27 protein-coding genes are annotated in these 23,086 nt (G+C 45.3%); 2 read left to right on the plus strand and 25 right to left on the minus strand.

The window, feature by feature from the left end; all coding sequences use genetic code 11:
• Positions 1-5: 5 nt before the first annotated feature.
• The 7 genes from ccoP to ICN39_RS07840 form a co-directional block, all read right to left on the minus strand.
• Positions 6-929, minus strand: a complete 924-nt coding sequence (gene ccoP / locus ICN39_RS07810) for a cytochrome-c oxidase, cbb3-type subunit III (RefSeq protein ID WP_216233491.1) — start codon at positions 927-929, stop codon at positions 6-8.
• Positions 926-1,093 carry a cbb3-type cytochrome C oxidase subunit 3 gene (locus ICN39_RS07815; protein WP_072583709.1) on the minus strand — a complete coding sequence of 56 codons (168 nt, stop codon included), beginning with the start codon at positions 1,091-1,093 and terminating at the stop codon, positions 926-928. Before ICN39_RS07815 ends, ccoP begins: the two co-directional genes overlap by 4 nt.
• 19 nt (positions 1,094-1,112) lie before the next feature.
• On the minus strand, positions 1,113-1,763 hold the full coding sequence (ccoO, locus tag ICN39_RS07820; RefSeq protein ID WP_216233492.1) for a cytochrome-c oxidase, cbb3-type subunit II: 651 nt from the start codon (positions 1,761-1,763) through the stop codon (positions 1,113-1,115).
• A 10-nt stretch (positions 1,764-1,773) separates the two neighbouring features.
• Positions 1,774-3,216 (minus strand): cytochrome-c oxidase, cbb3-type subunit I, encoded by a 1,443-nt coding sequence (gene ccoN, locus ICN39_RS07825; RefSeq protein WP_216233493.1) that lies wholly within the window; start codon positions 3,214-3,216, stop codon positions 1,774-1,776.
• A gap of 166 nt (positions 3,217-3,382) precedes the next feature.
• Entirely contained in the window at positions 3,383-3,562 is a 180-nt protein-coding gene (gene ccoS / locus ICN39_RS07830; protein WP_216233494.1) for a cbb3-type cytochrome oxidase assembly protein CcoS, read from the minus strand.
• Between the two features lie 9 nt (positions 3,563-3,571).
• Complete coding sequence (locus ICN39_RS07835; protein WP_370623708.1) at positions 3,572-6,040, minus strand: heavy metal translocating P-type ATPase; 2,469 nt, start codon at positions 6,038-6,040, stop codon at positions 3,572-3,574.
• On the minus strand, positions 6,037-7,272 hold the full coding sequence (locus tag ICN39_RS07840; protein WP_216233496.1) for an MFS transporter: 1,236 nt from the start codon (positions 7,270-7,272) through the stop codon (positions 6,037-6,039). Before ICN39_RS07840 ends, ICN39_RS07835 begins: the two co-directional genes overlap by 4 nt.
• An 85-nt stretch (positions 7,273-7,357) precedes the next feature.
• Between ICN39_RS07840 and ICN39_RS07845 the strand changes: the two genes are divergently transcribed.
• On the plus strand, positions 7,358-8,341 hold the full coding sequence (locus tag ICN39_RS07845) for a tripartite tricarboxylate transporter substrate binding protein (RefSeq protein WP_255532381.1): 984 nt from the start codon (positions 7,358-7,360) through the stop codon (positions 8,339-8,341).
• A gap of 11 nt (positions 8,342-8,352) precedes the next feature.
• On the opposite strand, the gene ICN39_RS07850 is transcribed toward ICN39_RS07845, so the two are convergent.
• Genes ICN39_RS07850 through ICN39_RS07860 form a run of 3 tightly spaced genes read right to left on the minus strand, consistent with a single transcriptional unit; the run spans position 8,353 to position 11,421 of the window.
• Positions 8,353-9,108, minus strand: coding sequence for a 2OG-Fe dioxygenase family protein (locus ICN39_RS07850; protein WP_216233497.1), 756 nt, complete (start codon positions 9,106-9,108; stop codon positions 8,353-8,355).
• Between the two features lie 32 nt (positions 9,109-9,140).
• A complete protein-coding gene (locus ICN39_RS07855; RefSeq protein ID WP_216233498.1) occupies positions 9,141-10,106 on the minus strand; it encodes a tripartite tricarboxylate transporter substrate binding protein in 966 nt (321 codons plus the stop codon).
• A gap of 13 nt (positions 10,107-10,119) precedes the next feature.
• The gene (locus ICN39_RS07860; protein WP_216233499.1) at positions 10,120-11,421 is read right to left on the minus strand and encodes a TAXI family TRAP transporter solute-binding subunit; all 1,302 of its coding nucleotides are present in this window, start codon (positions 11,419-11,421) and stop codon (positions 10,120-10,122) included.
• Between the two features lie 114 nt (positions 11,422-11,535).
• Here ICN39_RS07860 and ICN39_RS07865 point away from each other — a divergent pair, with 114 nt between their 5' ends.
• Entirely contained in the window at positions 11,536-12,297 is a 762-nt protein-coding gene (locus ICN39_RS07865; RefSeq protein WP_370623711.1) for an SDR family oxidoreductase, read from the plus strand.
• Positions 12,298-12,301: 4 nt separating this feature from the next.
• Here ICN39_RS07865 and ccmI read toward each other — a convergent pair whose 3' ends face one another.
• From ccmI to ICN39_RS07940, 15 genes are all read right to left on the minus strand, one after another.
• Positions 12,302-13,492, minus strand: a complete 1,191-nt coding sequence (gene ccmI / locus ICN39_RS07870) for a c-type cytochrome biogenesis protein CcmI (protein ID WP_216233501.1) — start codon at positions 13,490-13,492, stop codon at positions 12,302-12,304.
• Positions 13,493-13,497: 5 nt separating this feature from the next.
• Positions 13,498-13,968 carry a cytochrome c-type biogenesis protein gene (locus ICN39_RS07875; RefSeq protein ID WP_216233502.1) on the minus strand — a complete coding sequence of 157 codons (471 nt, stop codon included), beginning with the start codon at positions 13,966-13,968 and terminating at the stop codon, positions 13,498-13,500.
• Complete coding sequence (locus tag ICN39_RS07880; RefSeq protein WP_216233503.1) at positions 13,965-14,495, minus strand: DsbE family thiol:disulfide interchange protein; 531 nt, start codon at positions 14,493-14,495, stop codon at positions 13,965-13,967. The genes ICN39_RS07875 and ICN39_RS07880 overlap by 4 nt, the downstream gene beginning before the upstream one ends.
• Positions 14,492-16,411, minus strand: a complete 1,920-nt coding sequence (locus ICN39_RS07885) for a heme lyase CcmF/NrfE family subunit (RefSeq protein WP_216233504.1) — start codon at positions 16,409-16,411, stop codon at positions 14,492-14,494. The genes ICN39_RS07880 and ICN39_RS07885 overlap by 4 nt, the downstream gene beginning before the upstream one ends.
• Positions 16,408-16,842, minus strand: a complete 435-nt coding sequence (gene ccmE / locus ICN39_RS07890; protein WP_216233505.1) for a cytochrome c maturation protein CcmE — start codon at positions 16,840-16,842, stop codon at positions 16,408-16,410. Before ccmE ends, ICN39_RS07885 begins: the two co-directional genes overlap by 4 nt.
• A complete protein-coding gene (ccmD, locus tag ICN39_RS07895) occupies positions 16,839-17,027 on the minus strand; it encodes a heme exporter protein CcmD (RefSeq protein WP_216233506.1) in 189 nt (62 codons plus the stop codon). Before ccmD ends, ccmE begins: the two co-directional genes overlap by 4 nt.
• Positions 17,027-17,797 carry a heme ABC transporter permease CcmC gene (gene ccmC / locus ICN39_RS07900; protein WP_216233507.1) on the minus strand — a complete coding sequence of 257 codons (771 nt, stop codon included), beginning with the start codon at positions 17,795-17,797 and terminating at the stop codon, positions 17,027-17,029. Before ccmC ends, ccmD begins: the two co-directional genes overlap by 1 nt.
• Positions 17,794-18,459 (minus strand): heme exporter protein CcmB, encoded by a 666-nt coding sequence (ccmB, locus tag ICN39_RS07905; RefSeq protein WP_216233508.1) that lies wholly within the window; start codon positions 18,457-18,459, stop codon positions 17,794-17,796. Before ccmB ends, ccmC begins: the two co-directional genes overlap by 4 nt.
• Complete coding sequence (gene ccmA, locus ICN39_RS07910) at positions 18,456-19,103, minus strand: cytochrome c biogenesis heme-transporting ATPase CcmA (protein ID WP_255532382.1); 648 nt, start codon at positions 19,101-19,103, stop codon at positions 18,456-18,458. The genes ccmB and ccmA overlap by 4 nt, the downstream gene beginning before the upstream one ends.
• 194 nt (positions 19,104-19,297) lie before the next feature.
• Positions 19,298-19,870: a YceI family protein gene (locus ICN39_RS07915; protein ID WP_216233509.1), complete on the minus strand. Its 573-nt coding sequence runs from the start codon at positions 19,868-19,870 to the stop codon at positions 19,298-19,300.
• Positions 19,871-19,940: 70 nt separating this feature from the next.
• The gene (locus ICN39_RS07920) at positions 19,941-20,528 is read right to left on the minus strand and encodes a YceI family protein (RefSeq protein ID WP_215320687.1); all 588 of its coding nucleotides are present in this window, start codon (positions 20,526-20,528) and stop codon (positions 19,941-19,943) included.
• Entirely contained in the window at positions 20,518-21,066 is a 549-nt protein-coding gene (locus tag ICN39_RS07925; protein ID WP_215320689.1) for a cytochrome b, read from the minus strand. The genes ICN39_RS07920 and ICN39_RS07925 overlap by 11 nt, the downstream gene beginning before the upstream one ends.
• Positions 21,066-21,620, minus strand: coding sequence for a flavodoxin family protein (locus tag ICN39_RS07930; protein ID WP_216233510.1), 555 nt, complete (start codon positions 21,618-21,620; stop codon positions 21,066-21,068). Before ICN39_RS07930 ends, ICN39_RS07925 begins: the two co-directional genes overlap by 1 nt.
• Before the next feature lie 28 nt (positions 21,621-21,648).
• Positions 21,649-22,062 (minus strand): MarR family winged helix-turn-helix transcriptional regulator, encoded by a 414-nt coding sequence (locus ICN39_RS07935; protein WP_216233511.1) that lies wholly within the window; start codon positions 22,060-22,062, stop codon positions 21,649-21,651.
• A gap of 118 nt (positions 22,063-22,180) precedes the next feature.
• On the minus strand, positions 22,181-23,035 hold the full coding sequence (locus tag ICN39_RS07940; RefSeq protein WP_216233512.1) for a metal-dependent hydrolase: 855 nt from the start codon (positions 23,033-23,035) through the stop codon (positions 22,181-22,183).
• Between the last annotated feature and the right edge of the window lie 51 nt (positions 23,036-23,086).

The following is a 23,086-nucleotide window of genomic DNA, read 5'->3' on the forward strand; positions in this document are numbered from 1 at the left end:
TGATCTTATTTGGCTGCTGGTTGTTTATTATTAGATAAACCCCAGACATATGCTGTTAATAACTGGATCTTCTCAGGGCTCAATACCTTGTCCTGCGCAGGCATCATAGCCATACGGCCTTTAGTGACAGTTTCCACAATGGTTGCTTCTGATGCACCATATAACCATACTTTATCGGTTAAATTCGGCGCCCCTAAAGCAATATTGCCTTTGCCGTCAGCACCATGGCAGGCTACGCAATTTGCACTGAATACTTGCGCACCACGAGCTGCTTTAGCGTTATCTGCTGGTAAGCCTGAAAGGCTACGAACATAGTTAGCAACATCCACAATTTGATTGGCATCCAATTGTGGGAATGGTGGCATTACACCGCCGCGACCATAGGTAATAGATGCTTTGATATTTTCTGGTGAACCACCATAAAGCCAGTCGCCATCAGTCAAATTCGGGAATCCTTTTGCGCCACCTGCATCAGAGCCGTGACACTGTGCGCAAGAATTCAAGAAGAGGCGTTGACCCATCTCACGCGCCTTAGGGTCGGCCGCCACTTGCTCAATATCCATCTTGACGTACTTGGCATAAACAGGCTTGAGCTCATCATTTGCAGTAGTCATCGACTTCATCAAAGCACCATCTGTACTGTAGCCTAAGAGACCTGGGTATGAACCGAGACCTGGATAGAGAACTAAATACACTAAAGCAAAGATGCAAGAGATCAAGAACATCCACATCCACCAACGTGGCAATGGATTATTTAACTCACGTAGATCGCCGTCCCAAACATGCCCAGTATCAGCCACTTGGCCATCAGGCTTCAGTGTTACTTTGGTCTTACGTTGAGAAAATAATAGCCAGATGCACCAAAAAATACCGACTAATGTTACTAAGGCGATATAGGCACTCCAACCGGCACTAAGAAAGTCACTCATGATTTATCCTTACTGAATTCATCGGGAAGATCGAACGGAAGTTCGGCGGATTCTTGATTAGCGGGCTGTCTTTTTGCAGACCAAGCCCACCAAACGATTCCAATAAAAACTACCAAGCCAAGCACAGTAGAGATTGCTGAGAGGTAAGGGGCAATGTTTTGCATAGTTCTCTATTGCTAAGAATTACTTAGCAACCACCTCATCAACAGTGATGTATCTACGATTAATGCCAAGACCTTGCAAGTAGGCAACCAGCGCATCTAATTCGGTTTTACCTTCCAGCTCTTTAGGCGCATTAGCAATTTGCTCATCAGTATATGGAACACCTAAACGACGCATGGCAACCATATGTGATTGAATGCTACCTGCATCAGCAGCGCTCTTAGTTAAATATGGATAAGCCGGCATATTGGACTCTGGCACTACGTCACGCGGATTATTTAAGTGAATTTGATGCCATGCATCTGAATAGCGACCACCTACACGTGCTAAATCTGGGCCAGTACGTTTGCTACCCCATAGGAATGGATGATCAAACACTGATTCACCAGCCAAAGAGTAAGGGCCATAGCGCTCCACTTCTGAACGCAGTGTACGAATCTGCTGTGAATGGCAACCCATACAGCCTTCTCGTTGATAGATATCACGACCAGCTAAACGCAAGGCTGAATATGGCTCGACGCCTGGGCTTGGCTCAGTAGTTGAGTGTTGGAAAAATAAAGGCACGATCTGCACCAAACCGGCAATCGAGATTGCCGCAATGGTAGCAATGATCAACCAACCAACATTACGCTCAAGCGTTTCGTGGGAGAAAAATCGACGTTGTTCTGACATGTTCTTATCCTTAATGAGCAGCTACAGACGCTTGTGGAATCGCAGCGTCAATGAATTTTTTACCGACCACTGTTTTGTAGACGTTGTAGGCCATTACAAACATACCGCTTAAGTAGCACAGGCCGCCTAACAAACGAATGACATAGAAGGGATAAGTTGCTTTTACAGACTCAACGAAGCTATAAGTCAAAGTTCCATCTGGCTCGAATGCTCTCCACATCAAACCTTGCATTACCCCAGCAATCCACATTGCGGCGATGTAAATCACCACGCCGATAGTTGCAATCCAAAAATGCACTTCAATTAACTTGGTGCTGTACATATCCTTCTGACCCACTAAACGTGGAATGAGGTAGTACAGAGAACCAATCGTAATCATGGCAACCCAACCTAAAGCACCGGAGTGAACGTGCCCAATAGTCCAGTCTGTGTAGTGAGACAAGCTATTCACTGTCTTGATAGACATCATGGAGCCTTCGAAGGTGGACATACCGTAGAAGGACAAGGCCACCACCAAAAATTTCAGGATCGGATCACGGCGTAATTTGTACCATGCCCCAGATAGTGTCATGATGCCGTTAATCATGCCGCCCCAAGATGGCGCCAACAAGATCAATGAGAACACCATACCTAAAGACTGAGTCCAGTCTGGCAAAGAGGTGTGCTGTAAGTGGTGAGGACCTGCCCACATATAAGTAAAGTTCAAAGCCCAGAAATGGACAATCGACAAACGATATGAGTAGATTGGACGCTCGGCCTGCTTTGGAATGAAGTAATACATCATGCCCAAGAAGCTCGTAGTTAAAAAGAATCCTACTGCGTTATGACCGTACCACCACTGAATCATTGCATCTTGTGCACCAGCATATGCTGAATAAGACTTAAAGAGGCTTGCTGGCATTTCCAAATTGTTGACGATATGCAATACCGCAATCGTCAGAATGTAAGCACCAAAGAACCAGTTAGAGACATAAATATGTTTAGTCTTGCGCTTGATCACAGTGCCGAAGAACACAATCGCATAAGCAACCCAAACGATCGTTATCAAGATATCAATTGGCCACTCTAATTCAGCGTACTCTTTGGAAGTGGTAATGCCTAATGGCAAAGTAATCGCAGCAGAAACAATAACTGCCTGCCAACCCCAGAAAGTAAATGCCGCTAACTTGTCGCAGAAGAGTCGTACCTGGCAGGTGCGCTGCACAATGTAATAGGACGTTGCGAATAAGGCTGATCCACCAAAAGCAAAAATCACGGCATTGGTATGCAAAGGACGCAAGCGACCATAACTCAACCAAGGAATATTAAAAGTGATTTCAGGCCAGATCAGCTGGGCTGCAAGGATAACTCCCACGAGCATGCCAACAATTCCCCAAAGCACAGTAACGATGGCAAATTGGCTGACAACCTTGTAATTGAAGGTATCTTGATTACTCCCCACGGTAAGTCCCATGGTTTCTCCTTTTTTGTGACCAAACAGCGACATAATCCAAATAGACTGGATTGATTATCAAAGTAGACCCCCGAGGGAGATTTGATCTATATCAAAAAGGGTAGGGCAAATTCAGACGATGCCTCTAAGGGAAACCCTAGATTTCTTGAGCTATTTAGTTATATAGCTATTTTTGAGAGTGCTTACTAACTTCTTGGGGTGCTGGAGTGTCATCATCCATCAAAATCGCGTGCCCAGGACCATCCAAATCATCAAATTGCCCACTCTTGATAGACCAGCGCAAAATCCAAGCCAAAAGGCCGACTAGCACCAGCGATAAAGGAATGAGAAGAAATAGACTTTCCATGCCTACAGTCTAAGCTTTTCGCAAGCGCCAGGCATTCAAAGTCACCGCCAACGAAGAAAGCGACATTCCAATTCCAGCCACCCAGGGATTTACCAAACCCATCATTGCAGCAGGAATGGCGAGCAAGTTGTAAGCTAAGGCCCACCATAAGTTTTCTTTAATGATTGCCTGGGTTTTATCAGCCAACAATAAAGTCTTAGCTAAAGACTCTAAAGAGCTAGCCGTCAAGATTGCATCGGCGCCAGCGGAGGCTAAGGGTGCACCTGCGCCGACCGCAATAGAGATATCTGCACGAGCAAGCAAAGGCGCATCGTTCACACCATCACCAATAGCCCAAACAAATCGATTTTCTTTTTGCAATCTTTCAATGTAGTCATACTTATCTTCCGGCGTGCAGCCGCCTTGATAGTGCTCGATGCCAACATGATGAGCCCACCATGCAACCGTAGCGCGGTCATCACCGGAAACTAAATGCACTGCAATCTTTCTGGACTTCACTACTTTTAAGAAATGCTCCAATCCTGCTCTAGGCGTATCCAAAAATATAAAGCTGGCTATCAATCCCTGCGCGTCCGCTAAATGCACCTGACCATATTGCCCCAATTGGGGGCCCTGCTCTAAGCCCAGCCATAAAGCACTTCCCAGGCGATACGTACCCGAACTTAACCCTTTTCCTAGTTGATTAATCACTGGCTCACTCAATGCGGGTAAGGATATATTTTCAGAGGCAGCGGCACGCATTAAAGAAAGCGCCAACGGATGTCTTTGCCCTGCTTCTAATGCCGTAGCTAAAGCTAAAGCATCTTCACGGCGATAGCCTGGTCGTAAATTAATGATCTCTTGAAGCTCTGGCTGACCCATCGTTAAGGTGCCTGTTTTGTCTAATACTAAGTCGGTGGCTTTTACTAAACCCTCCATCACATGACCGCGCACAATCAGCAAGCCCAATTTAGTGACTGCACCTTGAGCTGCTGCCATAGCAGTGGGTACTGCGAGCGATAAAGCACATGGGCAACTGGCAACCAAGACAGAAACTAAAACCGTCCATGCGCGACTGGGGTCAAAATACAACCAGATGGCAGAAGAGGCAAATGCACTAAGCAATAAGAAGGCGACAAAGTATGCCGTCCACTTTTCAGCAAGACTCACCATGACTGGTTTAGCAAGCAATGCTTGATCTAATAATGAGGCAATTCCAGCAATACGCGTTGATTGCCCTACTGCCTCGATTCGCATGAGTAATGGGTTGAGAATGTTATGAGTACCAGCGTACACACGGTCACCAATTTTTTTCTCAACCGGCTTGGATTCGCCTGTGAGCAAAGACTCATCTAAGGCACTCGCATTTTCGATTAGGATACCGTCAGCCGGCACCACTTCACCAGGAGAAACTCGCAATACTTCTCCAGGATTGCAATTGACAACAGGCACCACTTCAATTTCTTGTGATGAAGGGTAATTAAATGCCCGCTCACAGGTTGCGGGTAGTTGTTTAGCCAAGGCCTCTGCCCCACCTTGCGCATCTTGTCTTGCTAATAGCTCTACATATCGCGCCGCCAAGATAAAGGCGACAAACATGGTGATGGAATCAAAATAACTATGTCCAACGCCAGTAATTAAATTAATGGTTCCCGCAACAAAAGCTAAAGCTAAAGCCAATGCAATAGGAACATCCATTCCCAACAAATGCGTTTGCTTAAAGGACTGAACACTTCGCCAGGCTGACTGAAAGATAGGTCCCGCAGAATAGACCATCACAGGGACAGTCAACAACCAGCTAGTCCAACCCAAGAGAATCTCAAATTCCAGCGTGATATCAGCACCGACATACGTAGGCCAGGCATACATCATGACCTGCATCATGCCCAGCATTGCTACGCCTAGTCGCAAAAGCAGGTGGCGCCTTTCCTTTTTTGCTCGGTCTAATGATTGGGAAGGCTCAAATGGCCATGCCTCATAACCAATGCGCTCAATTTCAAAAAGCAATCTTGCTAAGCTCGTTTGATCTGGGGAAAAACGCACTATTACTTTTTGCGTGACGTAATTAATTTGCACATCTTTAACGCCTGCATTACGACGCAAATGTTGTTCACACAGCCAAACACAAGCTGCACATCGAATTTTTTCTAAGCGTAGAGTAGTTTCAAGATCGCCCTCCCCTCCAGACGGGCGAGTAAAGCGACCCCGTAACGAAGGGTCGTCATAAGGCTTGAGTTTTTCTGGAATCTCATCACCTGCAAGATAGGCTGCCGGCTTATCACCTGACTGAGAACGCCTAGCGTAGAAAACTTCTAGGCCTTCGCCATGAATGGTTTGCGCAATTGCCATGCAGCCCGAACAACAGAATGATCGGAGCTCGTTCGCCAGTTCCGCCTCAATTAAATCGCCCGGGAGAATCTGGCTTGAACAGTGGTAGCAGACTAAAAAATTCTTCTTATTCATCTGCTCATTTATCCGCTCATTTCTCTGATTACTCATGCGCGCACTGAACTACCCCAACCTCTACGCCGTTCGTAAATCACAAATAGAACGCCCCAGATGACTACGGCAACGTATGCCCATACCCAGGCAACTTGCGAAGTGCGAGAACCGGAGATATCTAAAACGAAACCAAAAATAGCGGGGCCCAATAAGCCGCCACCAAACCCCATCAACGAGTGCAGGCCCATTGCGGCACCCTTGATATTTTCTTGCGCGCTAATCACCAAGCCTGCAGTGAGGGTTGAGGAATCTGCCATGATGAAAATAGCATGTCCGATAGCCAGAGCAACAATCAACCACCATGATTGGCCTGTTGAACAAGCGAATGCAATACCCAATACCGCACTAGTCAGCATCACAATACACACCCATTTTTGACGCCCCACTCTCAAAGCAATTTCATTGCCCAATATAGAGGAAGGCACGCCAAAGAAATTAATCACCCCAGCTAAAGTCGTGGCTGTTAGAAAAAAATCTTCGCCAGAAGCAATTGCACAAAAAACAAAGAAGGCAACAATCCAACTTCTCGATGCAAATAGCTCTAGAGTGTGAGCGGTATAGCCAAAAATAAAGCCTGCTGCATTTTTGTCCTGCAAAACCAATTTCCATTTATCCACCGGAAAGATATCGTGTAGACGAATGTTGATTGGCCCCTTCCATTTTTCATGCTGAAGTGCTGGGATAAGCAATAAGACAATCAGAAATGCGCTCAGTGGGCCCAAGGCGATCAGGCCAAATACATAGTGCCAACCTAGCCCACTCAAAATCCAACCTGAGCATAAATATGAAAATCCAGTACCAATACCAAAGAAAGCGGTATAGAACGCAATGTGCCTCGTTAACTCTCCCGACTGGATGCGATCAGACAAAATCTTGAGACCAGGCATATAGGTGCCAGCAAGACCAGCACCATTCAAAGCCATAAAAAAGAGTGCTGTCCAAAAGTTATAAGCCAATAGACCCATACCTAAAAGTCCGCAGCTTGCTGTGAGGCCCCCTATTAGATAGACCTTACGTGCATCCACCCGGTCCGTTAAAGCCGTGGCCAAAGGAACCGCAAGCATGTAACCAAAGAAAAAGGCGCTGGCAATCAGGCCCGATTGCAAATTACTGAGATGCCACTCTTCTTGCAAAGTGGTTAATACAACGGCATAGCAAGCAAAACCCAATAAAGCACAGGTTTGTGCCAGAAGCATAAGAGGGGTATAGCCAGCTGAACGAAAGCGCATAAATAGTCAGTAGAAACGTGGACTCATTCTACTCGCCCAGAACGAATTAGACCCGCTACACTACTGAGAACAAGATGGAGACAGTATGAATAGCAAATCCTTGACAGTTCGTTTATTGCAGATCGTGGCCGGCCTCATGATTGGCATCACAAGCCCCCTGGTAGCGGCAGATAGCTACCCCTCCAAACCCATTAAAGCGATTGTTCCCTTTGCCCCTGGAAGCACAACCGACCAAATTGGGCGCGCTTTTGCGGCAAAAATGTCTGAGTCATTAGGTCAACCTGTAGTTGTTGAAAATCGCCCTGGCGCAAATGGCCTGATTGGCGCAGATTTTGTAGCCAAGGCTCCCGCAGATGGATATACGATTCTCTTCGGGACCAACAGCACCAATGCGGCTCTTAAGAGTTTAGTTAAAAATTTACCTTACAACCAAGATACCGCTTTCACTCCCATTGGATTTTTTGGTTCCGCCCCACTTATTATTGCCATCAATAATGATGTGCCCGCTAAATCACTAAATGGATTTGTCTCTCTAGCTAAAGCCAATCCAGGAAAAATGACTTTTGCTTATGCAAGTACATCACAGCGTGTTTCATCAGAAATGCTTGCAAGCTTTGCGGATATCAAAATGATTGGGGTCTCATACAAAAGTGGGCCCAATGCAATGACTGATTTAATTGGCGGCCAGGTGAATATGTTTACATCTGACTTTGGAGTTTCTTTGCCGCAGGTTCAAGCAGGCAAAATCCGCGGCTTAGCCGTCACCTCTCTGAAGCGCTCGCCGGCTATTCCGGAGCTACCTACGGTAAATGAAGCATTGGGCATCAAGGGTTATGAACTTATCGCCTTTTTTGCGGCATTTGGTCCGGCGGGTATGCCAAAAGATGCTGTCCTAAAGCTTAATCAAGCCATTAATAGTGCAGCCAAGTCAAAAGATCTAGTAGAACGACTTTCTGCAAATGGTTTTGAAACCCAACCAGGAACGCCTGAAGCCCTAGGTCAAAAAATCAAACTAGAAACCGCTAAGTGGGCCAAAGCTATTAAAGAAGCCGGCATGGAACCAGAGTAATTCAAGGAGCCTTATTGCTGACTTCGATTTGGAGAATCTTGGAACCCATTAGAGCGGTAAGTGAGAACTAAGGTATCTCGATAGCCATATTTTGCTATTGGTTGAATGGGTGTTGATTCATGAATCATGCGCTGATCATTCATTAACAATAAAGACCAAGGTTGTGTAAGGGTGAAACGTAATCCCGCAGAGCCAGAGGTATCAAATATTCTGGTCTCACCACCCTTAATACCTTCTCGATCCAACAAAAAGACTGCTACAAAATCAACACCATCGCGATGGGCGCCTTCAGGTGTTGGACGTCCGATACCATCAGTAGTGTCAATCCGAAATTGATGCGCTTCAACAAACCAAGTATTCACAGACTTTAGGCCATTCAAGATATGCGCAAGTCCGAGCAAAACAGATTGCCAAGCAGAACTGCTTACTAACTCACCCTGTATAGGCTCAAACCAGCGCTCAATCCCACCATGCAATGCGTTGTAATCCAGTGATTGCCAGTGTGCGCGATGCGGAACCAAGGTGAGCTCATCGCCCTTAATCTCATAGCTAGCATGTCGACGAAAGCGGTAGCGCCCACCATCTTTTAAATAAGGATCGCGGGGCAGGTTTTCCCAATACTTCGTGAGATCTTGAAGCTTAGATAGCTCTGTATTACTAAATTTAGCAACCGTCTCAGCAGATACCACAGCAAAGCCGTCATCACGCAAAGCTTGATCGATCTGCTTTAGAGGGGTCAGTGTAGGCGCAAGGCCTGTAATCGTCATAGGTCTATTTTAGGTCATGCAGCAAAAATGCGTTAATCCAACTGAGCTCCGGATGCTTTCACAATTTTTGCCCACTTTACCAACTCGTCCTTAAGTAAAGAGCTCAACTTATTAGTAGAGACTGGTGCAAGATCCAAGCCTTGTGCGGATAGCTTCTCACGTACTTCTGATTTCGACAAGGTCTTCTCCATCGCTAACTGCACCTTCTTGACTACATCCGCACTAACACCAACAGGGGCAAAGATTGCTACCCATACCTCGCCAACACAATCAGGATAAGTTTCTGCAATAGTCGGGATTTCGGGCGCAGCACTCGAACGCTTAGCAGAGCTAATCGCGATCGCCTGAAGTTTTCCTGCCTTAATGTAATTGAGGGCTGATGGCAAACTCGCAAATGCCAGTGGCACTTGTCCACCTAATACATCATTAATTGCTGGGGCCACTCCCTTATAAGGGATATGTTGCATTTCAATACCAGCGCTCGCATTAAGCATAGCGCCCAATAAGTGACTAATCGTGCCATTACCAGCCGAGGCATATGACAACTCCCCAGGCTTCTTCTTGGCCGCAGTAACGACGTCTGCTAGTGTTTTATAAGGAGATCCCGGTGGAGACACCAATACATAAGGTGCTGCTCCAATGTAATACAAAGGCACAAAATCATTTACAGGATCAAAGCCAGGATTTTTATACAAGGAAGGATTGATGGCTTGTGCACTATTGATAGTGAGCAGTAAGGTATAGCCGTCCTTGGGTGAGCGTGCAACACTTTGTGTGCCTATGTTGCCACCGGCACCAGGTCTATTTTCAACCACAATAGAGGCCCCAATTGCTTCACCAAATGATGGCGCAATTAAACGCGCCACAATGTCATTAGTGCCGCCCGCCGCCTGAGGAACCACCATAGATATAGGCTTGCTTGGGTAGGCTTGTGCCTGAACCCCAATAGAGGCAAGCAATCCTAAAGCTAAAAATATATGTTGAATTAACCTACTCATATCCACATCCTTTTTAATGAACCAAATTCAGGCGGTGACGCACTTCACCCACATGCCCTTTGAGGTCATAAAGCTCTTTAGCATCCAACATGGATACCTTAATATTTCCAACACGCCTCTCGATATCTACAAGATCCTTAAAGTTCTTTTCTTTTAACGCTGGATTTTGCGCATTTCTCTCGATCACCTTAAGCTCTTCATATACCTGGGCCAACTTCAATCGTAAGAAGAAGTTCTTAGTCGAAGGAATATAAGTAAATAGTGGAATCAAAATCACCAGCAATGGAATCACAATCTTGACAAAACGCCCAGCCCAAACTGCCGTCCAGAATGGCAAGTGACGATGTAAGAATGAAGGTCCATCCTTTAAATAGATTTCCGCATCCACATGCAAAGGAAAATCCAAACCCGAGCTCGACGGAAACTCGCCCACTTTTTGTAAGCGTGAATAGGTTTTCAAAATATCGTATGAAGCCCCAAGCAAAAGTGACACCAAGGCCGGGCTGACATCATCATGAGCAACCAATGTTGCAGTGGCTGCCATCACTTGGATATCTTGACGTGGCTGATCAAACTCAATGCTCAATAAACCCCTGGGAACTACCACTTTAGATAGGTAGGTTAAATTGCGGGTGTAAGCATCTGCTTGATCAAAACTCATCAAACGAAGACCAGGAACAGAGTAAAACTTATGCAAAATCGGCGCCTCAGCTGCGGCGACAATAAATACCGCATCTAATTGGCCATTATTTAATTTTGCGATAGCCTCATCTGGCTTGAGCTTTTCTAGTTTGATCTCATCTTCAGAAATACCGCTTGCTCGCAATAGATCTTTAGCAAGCACTAAAGTACCGCTTCCTTCATTACCTATCGAAACTCTTTTACCTTTTAATTGATTCAAGATAGTGAGTTGCCCACCATCATTCTTGAATGCGGCATCACGATACCAAACCCAAATCGGCTCATAAAACATGCCTGCAATTGACACTAATTTTGGATATTCATTCAGATTAGCAACACCACCCTGCACCATTGCAAAATCAACTCCGGACTTGGGATCATTCAAAAGAGCTAGATTATCTAATGTTCCACCAGTAGATCGCACCTTGAGATCAACACCCTCTTTGGCTATTTCTGTTTTCAGGCGCTCACCAAACTGGTAATACAGCCCTGTAGGAAAGCCGGTAGCCATTTCGATCGACTTGGGGGGCGGGGGAACCAAGATCCAGAGTACGGCAAAGAAAATGATTAGTAACGCAAAAAAGCCAGTTACTAGCGCTATAGGGTTATAAATTTGTCTTTTGATGAAATTCATTGAAATCTCTTATGTTTTTTGCATTATGCCCCGAGCAAAGCATTAGGCAAAGGTTTCAAACAGGTCGAATAAATCACGATAAGATGAGGCTTTTAAGCAGCCCTAAAGAATATGATGAATTCAGCAAAAAACAAAGTGGCCCTAGTTACTGGCGCAGGTACTGGCATTGGACGGGCTGCCGCCAAGGCTCTTCTCAAGGGGGGCTATCAAGTAGTACTCACCGGACGTAATCTGGATAAATTAGAAAAGGCTATTCTTGATATTGGCGGCAATCAAAGCAACTGTCTTGCGGTTGCTTGTGATGTTGGGAAGCCCGATGAAGTCAAAAATCTATTTACAGCGCTCAGCAATAAATTTGGTCGTATTGATGTGCTCTTTAATAACGCTGGTATGGGAGCGCCTGCCATACCAATGGAAGACTTAAGTTACGAGCAGTGGATGAATGTAGTCAATGCCAACCTCTGCGGTGCATTCTTGTGCTCACAAGAAGCGATTCGAATGATGAAAGCACAATCTCCACAAGGCGGCAGAATTATCAATAACGGCTCAATCTCTGCACATGCACCACGTCCAATGTCGGCACCTTATACAGCCACTAAACATGCCATCAGCGGCTTGACTAAAACCATTGCATTAGATGGGCGCCCTTTCAATATTGCGTGCGGTCAAATCGATATCGGCAATGCTGCAACAGAGATGACTGAACGGATGGCTGCTGGAATCATGCAGGCAGATCAGTCTATTAAAGTGGAGCCACGCATGGATGTAGATCATGTTGGCGAAGCCGTACTGCATATGGCCCAACTTCCATTGGGGAGCAACATTCTGTCGATGACCATCATGGCAACCAATATGCCATTTGTAGGCAGAGGCTAAAACGTTACTGGCGAACTTGGTCGACTAGTAGACGAATATTGCTCGTACCAACCTTAATGGTCTGCACTGAAGAGATTAAATCTCCCGGTTCAGGCTTAGCCATCCCTGTCTTAGAAATGCGTACCTCGATACTCGCCTCAGATAATTGAGAGAGAGGCGCACTGGGATTCATGGCCAAGGAATCATTCAATGTAAAGCTCATTGGAAAGTCAGCTACAGGCACCTTCAAGACAGCCACGGGCACACGCTCACCAGGTTTACGTGCAATCACCATCAGAATATCGCCAGGCTTAATCTTGGATTTAAGATCAGCAGACAATTCAATCTTCCCACTAATGCCTTTTGCAGCTGAAGCAACTGGCGCAGAAGTAGGCAGACCACCCTTAGAACGCGCCTCAGCAATAGACCCTTGAATTGCGCGTGCCTCATCTGTATTGGGCGGGAGTTGCTGAGCGAGCCTTTCCCAAGACTGTACTGCTGCCTTATAGTTTCCAGAACTATACGATGCGGTTCCAGAAAGCCAAAGCGCCATTAAGTTATTGGGGTCCAGCTTTAAGGCTTGATTAATCAACTGTGAAGGCTTGCCAACAAAGCTACCATTTGCATTACTAGCTAATACATCGGCGTAGTCAGCCAACAATTGCGGATCAGAATCAATAAAGCTACCAGCGCGCGCATATGCTTTAGCAGCATCTTCGTCGCGACCCAAGATTCGATAAGAACGAGCCAACATCGCCCAGCCCTTTAAGTTGCTAGGATCTTTTTCCATTTTGATGGCAAATTCGGCCACCATTTTTTCAACACCTTCTTGGGTGACGGGTTTTTCAGAATTGTTTTGGGCTATGCGGACAACATCCCCCAAAGAGAAATACAGAGCCGAAGATAGCAAGACAACAAAGATGCACAGTCCGACTGCAGTCTTCTTTGAGAAGCCGGCAACTTCACGATCATCCTCTTCGATGGTGTCTTGAAAAAGTCTCTGACGCATTTCAGCATGAGCAATCTCATAATCCGCTGAAGTGATTACACCGGCCGTATGTTCGACCTCTAATTTATCTAACTCTTCTCGGTATATGACGGCATTCATCTGACGGCGAGATACCGCCGAGCTCTTCGCAGGGAAAATGAAGGGGCGCAGCAGCAATACCAATGCCAATACCATAAGCAGAAATGCGGGAATTAAAAAGCTAGCCACTTATCTCATCCCTCTTTCTTATCGCTTGCATCTAATAATGCATCGATTTTTTGATTGTCAGCTTCAGTCAGAGTCACATTAGGCACACTACTATTTCTGCGTCTTAAATACATTAATAAGCCAGCAATACCCAGACCCAAAATAACAAATGGACCAATCCACAGCAACCAGGTCACCGGCTTCACTGGCGGGCGATACAGTACAAAATCGCCGTAGCGCTCGACCATAAACGAGCGGATTTGATCATCGCTCTTACCCTCTTGAATCAATATCCGGATTTCACGGCGCAAATCATTGGCTAAATCCGAGCGTGAGCCAGCCAAAGACTCGTTCTGACAGACCAAGCAGCGCATTTCTTCCGAAATACTTATGAGACGCTGCTCTGTTACGGGATCATCCGCAAGTGGTGCAGCATCTTTGGAAAATGCGCTCCCTAAACTAAATATGCAAACAGCGATTAAGAAAATTCGCCTCATGATTTCTTCAGCTCACTCAGCATGGGATAGATTTTTTGATTCAATAAATCCATTGTCAACGGACCAATGTGTTTAAAGCGAATCACCCCGGCCTTATCAATGATGTAAGTCTCAGGCACACCATAGACGCCATAATCAATACCAACTCGTCCATTACCATCAAAGGCCGAGAGTAAATAAGGATTACCTTGTTTTGCCAGCATCGCTAAAGCATCTTCACGTTTATCTTTATAGTCCAAACCAACCACTGGCGCCATTTGTGACTTAGCTAGCTCAACCAATACAGGATGTTCTTCACGACAAGCTACACACCAGGACGCCCAAACATTCAGAACCCACACTTGACCCTTCATGCTTGTAGGTGAAAACGTTTTATTAGTATCGGCCAATTGAGAAACTTCAAAGGCAGGGGCGGGCTTATTAATTAATGGTGAAGGGACTTCATGCGGATCACGATTTAAGCCAATAGCCAAAAAGACTACCAGGCCTACAAACAAGATCAGAGGGATTAAGAATTTTGCTTTCATGCGAACTTGCTCTTTAACTTCAGTCGATAGCGCTTATCCGACATAGCCAACACGCCACCTAAAGCCATCAACAAGCAGCCGCCCCAAATCCAATCTACAAAAGGCTTGTAGTAAACACGCACAGCCCAGGATTGATCGCCTAACTCTTCACCTAGCGATACATAAATATCGCGGGTAAGCCCAGCATCAATCGCTGCTTCCGTCATCGGCATCGTTGATGAAAAGTAACTTCTCTTCTCGGGATAAAGACTAATCTGATCACTGCCATTTTTAGATAGCAAGAATGTACCGCGCATTGCCTGGTAATTCGGGCCACGAGCAGCACTAACACCCTGCAGCTGGATTTGATATCCGCCAACACTAACTGTATCGCCAGCAGACATACGCACATCTTTTTCTTCTTGATAAGCGCCGACCATCGTAACGCCAATGACAAAAACTGCAATACCTAAATGCGCCACCTGCATGCCAATAAAAGAACGGGTTGGTTTTCCGGCTTTAGCTTGGCGAATAATTTGCATACAGCCCGAAGCGATTACCCAAAAAGCCAACATGAAGCCCATGCCTGCAAGCCAAGTAAATTGACCCATGATCAAAGGGATTGCAACGCCTGCAATGAGAGCGACCGCACCCGCAAGCCATAAACGTTTGATGATGCTAATTAAATTACTCTGTTTCCAGCTCGCCCAGGGACCAATACCCATTAATATCAATAATGGCACCATGATGGGAACAAATACACTATTGAAATATGGAGGACCTACAGAAATCTTGCCTAGATGTAAGGCATCAATCAATAATGGATAGAGCGTTCCCAACAAAACAGATCCGGCAGAGACCACTAAGAAAACATTTCCTAGCAAGATCAATGTCTCTCGTGAACTTAAGCTGAATTTACCACCCATCGAACTCTTAGGCGCGCGCCATGCGTAAAGCATCAGAGACGAACCTACTACCAGTGATAAGAAGATGAGAATAAAAATGCCACGCCTTGGATCGGTTGCAAATGCATGAACCGAAGTCAGGACACCCGAACGAACCAAGAAGGTTCCTAGCAGCGACAAAGAGAATGCGGTAATTGCCAACAGCACAGTCCAGCTCTTAAAGCCGCCACGCTTTTCGGTAACCGCTAAAGAATGCAATAAGGCAGTACCCACGAGCCAAGGTATAAAAGAGGCGTTCTCAACGGGATCCCAAAACCACCAACCACCCCAACCTAATTCGTAATAAGCCCACCATGATCCTAGAGCAATGCCGAGGGTCAGGAAAACCCAAGCAGCGGTTGTCCAAGGACGCGACCAACGAGCCCAAGCTGCATCCAACCTTCCGGACAATAAAGATGCAATCGCAAATGCAAAGGCTACTGAAAAACCGACGTAGCCCATGTACAACATTGGCGGATGAAATACTAAACCTGGATCTTGCAAAAGTGGATTTAAGGAACGGCCATCTTGCGCCGCAGGCAATAGGCGCTCAAACGGATTGGAGGTTGTTAAAACAAACAGGAGCAGACCGCTAGTGACCAAGCCCAGAACACCAATCACTCGCGCCACCATAAAGTCATCTAATGCTTTAGAAAGCTGTGCAACCAAAATGGTCCAGGTAGCTAGCAAGAAGATCCATAACAAGAGCGACCCTTCATGACCGCCCCATACTGCGCCCAATCGATAAATCACCGGCAGCTGTGAATTCGAGTGCTCAGCAACATAAAGTACAGAAAAATCATTAGCGTAAAAACTCCAAGCCAAGATTCCAAAAGCAATCGCCAGCAATAAGAAAACCGTTTGCGCAGCAGGTCTAGCTAGCACCAACCAATCACGTCGGCCATAGTACGCACCTAGTAATGGCAAAACCCCCTGAATGCAAGCAACACAGAGCGCCAGAACTAACGCGTAATGCCCAAACTCAGGAATCATTTATTACTTCCATTTTTTTGAGCTTGCTCTAAAGCATGCTTGGCTTCAGGAGGCATATAGTTTTCGTCATGCTTAGCCAGCACTTCGCTAGCAATAAATTCACCATCCGTATTCATGCGGCCTTGGATCACAGCACCTTTACCCTCTTTAAATAAATCAGGAAGAATGCCGGTATAGGCCACAGGGATATCTTTTACGAGATCAGTAATCACAAAGTGCACGGTTAAGCCGTCACGCTTTAATGAGCCATCTTTTACCATGCCACCAATTCGGAAAGCCTGGCCTTGAGGTGCTTTGCCTGCTGCCACCTCACTTGGGGTGACATACAAAGCAATATTGCTATTGAGGGCATTCAAAATTAAGAGCGCAGCTACACCGATCGCGATCAGGGCTGCAACAATCATCAATGCACGTTTATGTCTAGGCTTCACTTACCAATCTCTTTATCAAACTGCTCTGCTAATTGCTCTTGCTTCAACCGACGTACGATTGCTCTAAAACGAGCACGCACCATTAAGGGTTCTAGTATTAATACCAGCGCACAAACACCAAAACTGCTCCACACATACAGCGCGTAGCCACCCATGGCAAAAAACTCAGAAGGGCTATTCCACATCAGATTTTCACCTCAATTGATTGTCTCACCCAATCAGCATGGGCTTCACGCTCCAGAATGATTGCCCTCACTCGCATTAAGGTGACTGCAATGGTGTACATCCAAAGACATAAGGCCATCAACAGCATTCCCCAGAGCATGGTTTGTGCCATTGCTGGAGCTTTTGTGAGAGAAACGGAGGCGCCTTGATGCAAAGTATTCCACCATTTCACTGAGAAATAAATAATCGGTACGTTTACAACGCCTACCAAAGCCAAAATGGCACTCGCCTTGTCCGCACGTCGCGGGTCATCAATAGATGCTCGCAAAGCAATAAAGCCCAAATACAGAAATAAGAGAATCAGTTCTGAGGTTAGGCGTGCATCCCAAACCCACCAGGCGCCCCACATAGGCTTGCCCCAAAATGCGCCAGTCCATAAAGACAGAAATGCCATCCAAGCACCTATTGGAGCAAGAGCCTGGGCCATCATGGCAGATAAACGGGTATTAAAAACCAGTCCTAGTCCTGCCCACGCAGCCATAACTAAATAAATGAACATCGACATCCAGGAAGCGGGCACATGAATAAAAATGATGCGATAGCCCTGCCCTTGAACAGCGTCCACCGGTGCAACAAAAAAGCTAACCCAAAGACCAGCAGCACCAAACAGAAAAGCCAAGACCCAGAAGAACGGAGTAAGCTTACCCGCCACCGGATAAAAAGTGCTGGGGCTAGATAACTTAAACCAGTTAACCAAGCGGTGATTAGAAAAATTATTTATCAGATTCATTCAATCGCAATCTTTACAGCTGCACTACTTACCCAAGGAACAAATGCTAAAGCCAAAATCAATAATGCGCCTAACAAAGAAAAATGGCCTGACGTTTCCAAACCCACACTATTGGCATATACAGCTCCGGCGCCAAAAATGAGAACCGGAATATATAAAGGCAGTATCAATAAACTTAATAAGAGGCTGCCACCTCTAACACCTAAGGTCAACGCCGCACCTATTGAGCCCAGCAAGGATAGCACTGGAGTACCCAATAATAGAGTTCCCATCAGCACATACAAAGAACTAGCATCTAAATCAAACTGAATACCGATGATCGGGGCCAAGAGCACAAGTGGTAGCCCGCTAACCATCCAATGAGCAATAATTTTTCCAGTCACCAACAAGACCATGGGTTGAGGTGACAAGGCAAGCTGCTCTAAGGCACCATCTTGATAGTCTGCGGCAAACATACGCTGCAATCCCAATAGGGTCGATAGCAAGGCCGCAACCCAGAGAACCCCGGGCGCAATCTTACGCAGCAAAGCAGCATCCGCACCAATACCCAATGGAAACAAACTCGTAACCACGACAAAAAAGAAAAGGGCTGTAAGCACCTCACTCTTGCGGCGCATAACCAAGAGCAAATCACGGCGAATGATAGCGAGCAAGGCATTCATAAATCTAGCACCCTCACACGTGGAAGATCAACTTCTTGATGACTAGTCAGAATTGCTAAACCACCTTGCTCTACATGCTCAGTTATCAGTCCTTGTAAATCTTGTACGGCATGAATATCAAGTGCATTGAATGGCTCATCTAAGATCCATAACTTGGCTTGACGCGTCAACATACGCGCCATTAATATCCGACGTTTTTGTCCAGCCGATAAACAGCTAACTGGTAAGTTCTCACGCCCACGAAAACCAAAACGCCAGAGAGCTGCTAAGGCCTTATCGCCTGGCAAATGAAAATCATCAAGCACTGCATACAGCTGCAGATTTTCTAATGCAGTGAGATCTTCTTTAAGAGCATCACGATGCCCCAGGAATAAAAGTTCACGATGATAAAGAGAAGGGTCCTTAGCGATTGACTGATGATTCCAAAGAACCTCTCCCGCTTCTGGTTTAGCTAAACCCGTCAGAAGCCTTAAGAGACTCGTTTTTCCAACCCCGTTCTCGCCACGTACATGCAAGCACTCTCCAGCCGTCACTGTGAGATTCAGACCCTGAAATAACTGTCGCTCACCACGGATACAACTCAGCGCACGGGCTTCGAGCATCAAAAGCGGTTTATTGAAGGAGGAGTAAGTATCAACTGTCATGAGGGCTTAGGGCTTGAATCAACCACCCATGGCATTGTCCAAGAGCCCCTGAGAGCTGTCAAACCAGCAAAAGTGGAATTAAAGGAATAATCCCTTTTAATTCAATTACTTATGCAATTATAAACCGAGTCGACTAAGAATGAAAAAACCACCCGTAGGTGGTTTTTCAGATGCCATCAGCCCTACAAAAGGAATTACTCCTTTTTAGAGCCCTCAATGGCGATCATGATGGTCACATCGTCACCTACGTTCGGGGCGTATTTGCCCATATTGAACTCTGTACGCTTAACCTTAGTTTCGGCATTAGCTCCGCAATAATCAACACCAGACATTGGGTGTTTTTTGCACTCAAAGTTAGTAATTTTTAGTGTAACTGGCTTGCTTACGCCCTTCAATGTCAGCACACCTTTTAGGGCAACCGGTTTGTCACCTTTAAAAATCATGTCGTTTGATTGAAAGCTAGCAGTAGGAAATTGAGTGGTAGATAAAAAGTCTTCGCTTTGAATATGGCTATTAAACAAAGTAGATCCTGTATCAACAGATTTCGTATCAATAGTGATATCTGCACTGCCTTTTTTCGCGGCTTGATCAATTGTTACAGTTCCAGCAACTGCATTAAAGCGGCTAGTCTGCGTAGAGAATCCTAAATGGTTATATTCAAACTGAGCAAAGGTATGGTTAGCATCAGTAGCATAAGTTACTGGCGCAGCAAAAGCAGAGCTAAGACCAATTGTTGCAAATAAAGCGATAAGTAATTTTGATTTCATGTAATTCTCCTGATTAAAAATTGAATAACTAAGTTAGTAAAAATGAGTTTAGATAAGTTAATTTGTAAAACTATTTTTGATTTAAGACTAAGTGAACATTGACTGGCACCTCATTGGCAACCGCGGAAGTATCTGCCCAATTTCCAGCACCTAAGCCAAAATCTAACCTCAGTACCTGAAAGCTGGCATCAAAGACCATCTGCTTGCCTTGCGGCTGATACTTGACAGAAATCAACAGTGGTACTGCTTTACCCTTAATGATTAGGGTTCCATGGGCATCCAAACTATTAGGGCCTGTGGACTTAACAGAGTCAGTAACATAGCTTGCAGTTGGGAAGAGCTTTGTACTAAACCAGTCTTTTCCTTTTGCTTCTTCTTGTAACTCTTCTCCACCAGCGTTAAAGCTAGAGATCTCAATGATGAGATTGGCCTTCGCTTTTTCTGGCTCGTCCGGGTTAAATACAACCTTCCCTGAAAATTTTCCAAAACTTCCAGAGATCTTTGAGCCCATCAATTTACTTGTAAAAGTAATTTTGCTTTTCGCGGCATCAATAGATGAATACTCCACCGCATAAGCTGAGCTTGCAGCGCCAATAAATAGCATAGCTAATAAAGCTTGTGCCAATATCTCAAAACGTAATGAGAATTTACTTTTCATGGGTAGAGCCTCCAAAGGTCATGCGGCTTATTAAGCCATCTTTATCGATAAATTGATGCTTTAGTGCAGCCAAAATATGAAGCCCAACCAAAGCCATTAAGCCGTTAGCCAGAAACTCATGGATCTCTTTCAGCTGATGGCCAAGTGCCTTATCTTTATCTACCAAATCCGGCAATTCAAATAAGCCAAAGTAGTTGACGGTATAGCCCTTAGCGGAACTCATTAACCAGCCCACAATCGGAATCAGAAGCATTAGTAAGTACAGTGCAAGATGGGTTAGCTTCATTGCACGCTCTTGCCATGCTGGCATTGCGATGTTTAATGCAGGAGCAGGTTGAATTGCACGCCACAACAAACGTAGCACCACCAAAAAGAATATGGTGACACCAAGCCATTTGTGCCAGCTGATTCCTGTAATTCTGACTGGGCTTAATGGCATATCAGCCACAGCAATTGCAATTGACCATGTTGCAAATATCAAAAGCGCCATCACCCAATGTAAGATGATGGCAATTGAGGTGTATCTGACTTTATTCATTAGCCGCGCAACTGCTTGGTAATTTTTGCAATGCGCTCACCGTACAGCCTTGCAGTCTCTAAATCACCCGCATTCACTTCATCAGCACTTGCATCCGATGGTGTTTGCATCATTGCACCTGCAGATGAGCCTACGTAGTTAATGTCATCACGCTTAGCCGCTTTCGAATTCGAAGGCATCAATCCAGTACCAACCCAAAGGCCAGAATGCTGCATAGCCAAAGTAAAGAAGTAATGCAAGGTTGAATGCTTATCCCCATTCATCGTTGCTGAATTCGTAAAGCCACCGAAGACTTTGTCTTTCCACTGCTGTGAAAACCATGGCTTAGAACTAGCATCAGAAAACTTCTTAAATTGCCAGCTAACCGAACCCATATAGGTTGGAGAGCCAAACACAATCGCGTCAGCATCATTAATTGTCGCCCATTGTTCATCAGTAATATTGCCCTCAGCGTCAATGGCAATCAATGTTCCATTAGCGCCTTTAGCAATAGCCTCAGCCTGCTTTACGGTGTGTCCATATCCACTATGAAATACGACAGCTACTTTAGTCATTACATTCTCCTTCAAATTTTCAACTTGATTAAAAGATGTCTTTCAACAACTTGAGTGATTCTTCGAGCTGCTTTAATTCATCTGACGATAATTTTTTAAATGCTTTACTTAGATACTCTAAATGCTCCGGAAATACTTGTTTAAATACAGACTGACCTTCTAGTGTTAATCCAATGAGTTGACTACGGGCATCTTCAGAATTTGTTTCTCGAAGAATAAGACCTTTGGCCCCCAATCGCTCTAAGACACCAGTTAGAGTGCCCTTAGTAACCAATGTTTTTTCTCCCAACTCTTTACAGGTCATTGGCAATTGATTTCCCAATGTGGCAATCACATCAAACTGGGTCATTGTTAAACCCATTGCCGCTATATGCGGAGCTGAATAACGCTCAAATGCTTGATATGAAGAAACGAGGTTTCTCAGGGCGGGTAAAAAGTTCATAAATCCTATTTAAAGTACTAGTTAGAACTAGTTTAGTACTAATACGAACTAAATACAAGTAAATCCAATAAAAAACCCCACAAATTCTGTGGGGTTTAGGCTCATTCTTCGATATTCCTCAGAATTGAACTATTTCACCCTCAGTCATCGGAATAATTTTGATATTGCTACCCTTCATAGCCTCCTGAAACTCGGCTAACGTACCTTTAGTCATCGGGTTAGAGTTGTAGTGCATTGGGATCACCATCTTTGGCTTAATCCATGTGCGTAATGCAAAGGCAGCATCATCAGGAGCCATTGTGAAATTTCCTCCAATCGGAACCATCACTAGATCAGGCTTGTAGTGTTCACCAATAAATTTCATGTCACTAAACAAGCCGGTATCGCCCATGTGCCAAATCTTAAAACCGTTCTCAAGCTCAATAATAAAGCCCATAGGCTCGCCGGCGGGATATGACTCCATTTTGTCTGTAGCCGGATTTTTCCAAACCAATAAAGAAGAGTGCTCTGCTTGAACTGCAGTAACCTTGATTCCAGGCGCAGGTGTTACGCGACCCGTTTTATTAAAGCGATAACCCAAGTCTGCTGGCAGAATTCCCAAAGTAGTTAGTGGCGTCACCATATCAGCCGGACCATATAACTTGATGTTATTCATCTTAGCAATAGCTGGCGCATCACCAAGATGGTCAACGTGAGCATGCGTGACTAGCAATACGTCAATCGGACCAATTGCTGCCAAATCATTCTTATAAATCGGCGGCGTCTTGGGTCCGCCAGTAATCCAGGGATCAATCAGAATCATTTTTCCCTGAGGAGATTTAATCCGGAAACCTGCCTGTCCAAGCCATAGCGCCTCAGCCTTACCCTGAGCACCGACAGCTGGAGAATTCTGCGCATTACTGAGTGAGGCTGTTGAAACTAATATTGCTGAAAGTAATACACCCAAACCGCTTTTAGTTGAAAAGCATTTCATTCATTCATCTCCTGATGATTGTAGTAATCAAGAAACTATAGACCAAATTGA

It is taken from the genome of Polynucleobacter sp. AP-Reno-20A-A9 (assembly GCF_018882085.1).
Lineage (GTDB): Bacteria > Pseudomonadota > Gammaproteobacteria > Burkholderiales > Burkholderiaceae > Polynucleobacter.

What these genes read in the sequence shown, in the direction of transcription:
- ccoP (WP_216233491.1), bottom strand. Translation starts at nt 929, where the DNA reads ATGAGTGACTTTCTTAGTGCCGGTTGGAGTGCCTATATCGCCTTAGTA.
- ICN39_RS07815 (WP_072583709.1), bottom strand. Translation starts at nt 1,093, where the DNA reads ATGCAAAACATTGCCCCTTACCTCTCAGCAATCTCTACTGTGCTTGGC.
- ccoO (WP_216233492.1), bottom strand. Translation starts at nt 1,763, where the DNA reads ATGTCAGAACAACGTCGATTTTTCTCCCACGAAACGCTTGAGCGTAAT.
- ccoN (WP_216233493.1), bottom strand. Translation starts at nt 3,216, where the DNA reads ATGGGACTTACCGTGGGGAGTAATCAAGATACCTTCAATTACAAGGTT.
- ccoS (WP_216233494.1), bottom strand. Translation starts at nt 3,562, where the DNA reads ATGGAAAGTCTATTTCTTCTCATTCCTTTATCGCTGGTGCTAGTCGGC.
- ICN39_RS07835 (WP_370623708.1), bottom strand. Translation starts at nt 6,040, where the DNA reads ATGAGTAATCAGAGAAATGAGCGGATAAATGAGCAGATGAATAAGAAG.
- ICN39_RS07840 (WP_216233496.1), bottom strand. Translation starts at nt 7,272, where the DNA reads ATGCGCTTTCGTTCAGCTGGCTATACCCCTCTTATGCTTCTGGCACAA.
- ICN39_RS07845 (WP_255532381.1), top strand. Translation starts at nt 7,358, where the DNA reads ATGAATAGCAAATCCTTGACAGTTCGTTTATTGCAGATCGTGGCCGGC.
- ICN39_RS07850 (WP_216233497.1), bottom strand. Translation starts at nt 9,108, where the DNA reads ATGACGATTACAGGCCTTGCGCCTACACTGACCCCTCTAAAGCAGATC.
- ICN39_RS07855 (WP_216233498.1), bottom strand. Translation starts at nt 10,106, where the DNA reads ATGAGTAGGTTAATTCAACATATATTTTTAGCTTTAGGATTGCTTGCC.
- ICN39_RS07860 (WP_216233499.1), bottom strand. Translation starts at nt 11,421, where the DNA reads ATGAATTTCATCAAAAGACAAATTTATAACCCTATAGCGCTAGTAACT.
- ICN39_RS07865 (WP_370623711.1), top strand. Translation starts at nt 11,536, where the DNA reads ATGAATTCAGCAAAAAACAAAGTGGCCCTAGTTACTGGCGCAGGTACT.
- ICN39_RS07875 (WP_216233502.1), bottom strand. Translation starts at nt 13,968, where the DNA reads ATGAGGCGAATTTTCTTAATCGCTGTTTGCATATTTAGTTTAGGGAGC.
- ICN39_RS07880 (WP_216233503.1), bottom strand. Translation starts at nt 14,495, where the DNA reads ATGAAAGCAAAATTCTTAATCCCTCTGATCTTGTTTGTAGGCCTGGTA.
- ICN39_RS07885 (WP_216233504.1), bottom strand. Translation starts at nt 16,411, where the DNA reads ATGATTCCTGAGTTTGGGCATTACGCGTTAGTTCTGGCGCTCTGTGTT.
- ccmD (WP_216233506.1), bottom strand. Translation starts at nt 17,027, where the DNA reads ATGTGGAATAGCCCTTCTGAGTTTTTTGCCATGGGTGGCTACGCGCTG.
- ccmC (WP_216233507.1), bottom strand. Translation starts at nt 17,797, where the DNA reads ATGAATCTGATAAATAATTTTTCTAATCACCGCTTGGTTAACTGGTTT.
- ccmB (WP_216233508.1), bottom strand. Translation starts at nt 18,459, where the DNA reads ATGAATGCCTTGCTCGCTATCATTCGCCGTGATTTGCTCTTGGTTATG.
- ccmA (WP_255532382.1), bottom strand. Translation starts at nt 19,103, where the DNA reads ATGACAGTTGATACTTACTCCTCCTTCAATAAACCGCTTTTGATGCTC.
- ICN39_RS07915 (WP_216233509.1), bottom strand. Translation starts at nt 19,870, where the DNA reads ATGAAATCAAAATTACTTATCGCTTTATTTGCAACAATTGGTCTTAGC.
- ICN39_RS07920 (WP_215320687.1), bottom strand. Translation starts at nt 20,528, where the DNA reads ATGAAAAGTAAATTCTCATTACGTTTTGAGATATTGGCACAAGCTTTA.
- ICN39_RS07925 (WP_215320689.1), bottom strand. Translation starts at nt 21,066, where the DNA reads ATGAATAAAGTCAGATACACCTCAATTGCCATCATCTTACATTGGGTG.
- ICN39_RS07930 (WP_216233510.1), bottom strand. Translation starts at nt 21,620, where the DNA reads ATGACTAAAGTAGCTGTCGTATTTCATAGTGGATATGGACACACCGTA.
- ICN39_RS07935 (WP_216233511.1), bottom strand. Translation starts at nt 22,062, where the DNA reads ATGAACTTTTTACCCGCCCTGAGAAACCTCGTTTCTTCATATCAAGCA.
- ICN39_RS07940 (WP_216233512.1), bottom strand. Translation starts at nt 23,035, where the DNA reads ATGAAATGCTTTTCAACTAAAAGCGGTTTGGGTGTATTACTTTCAGCA.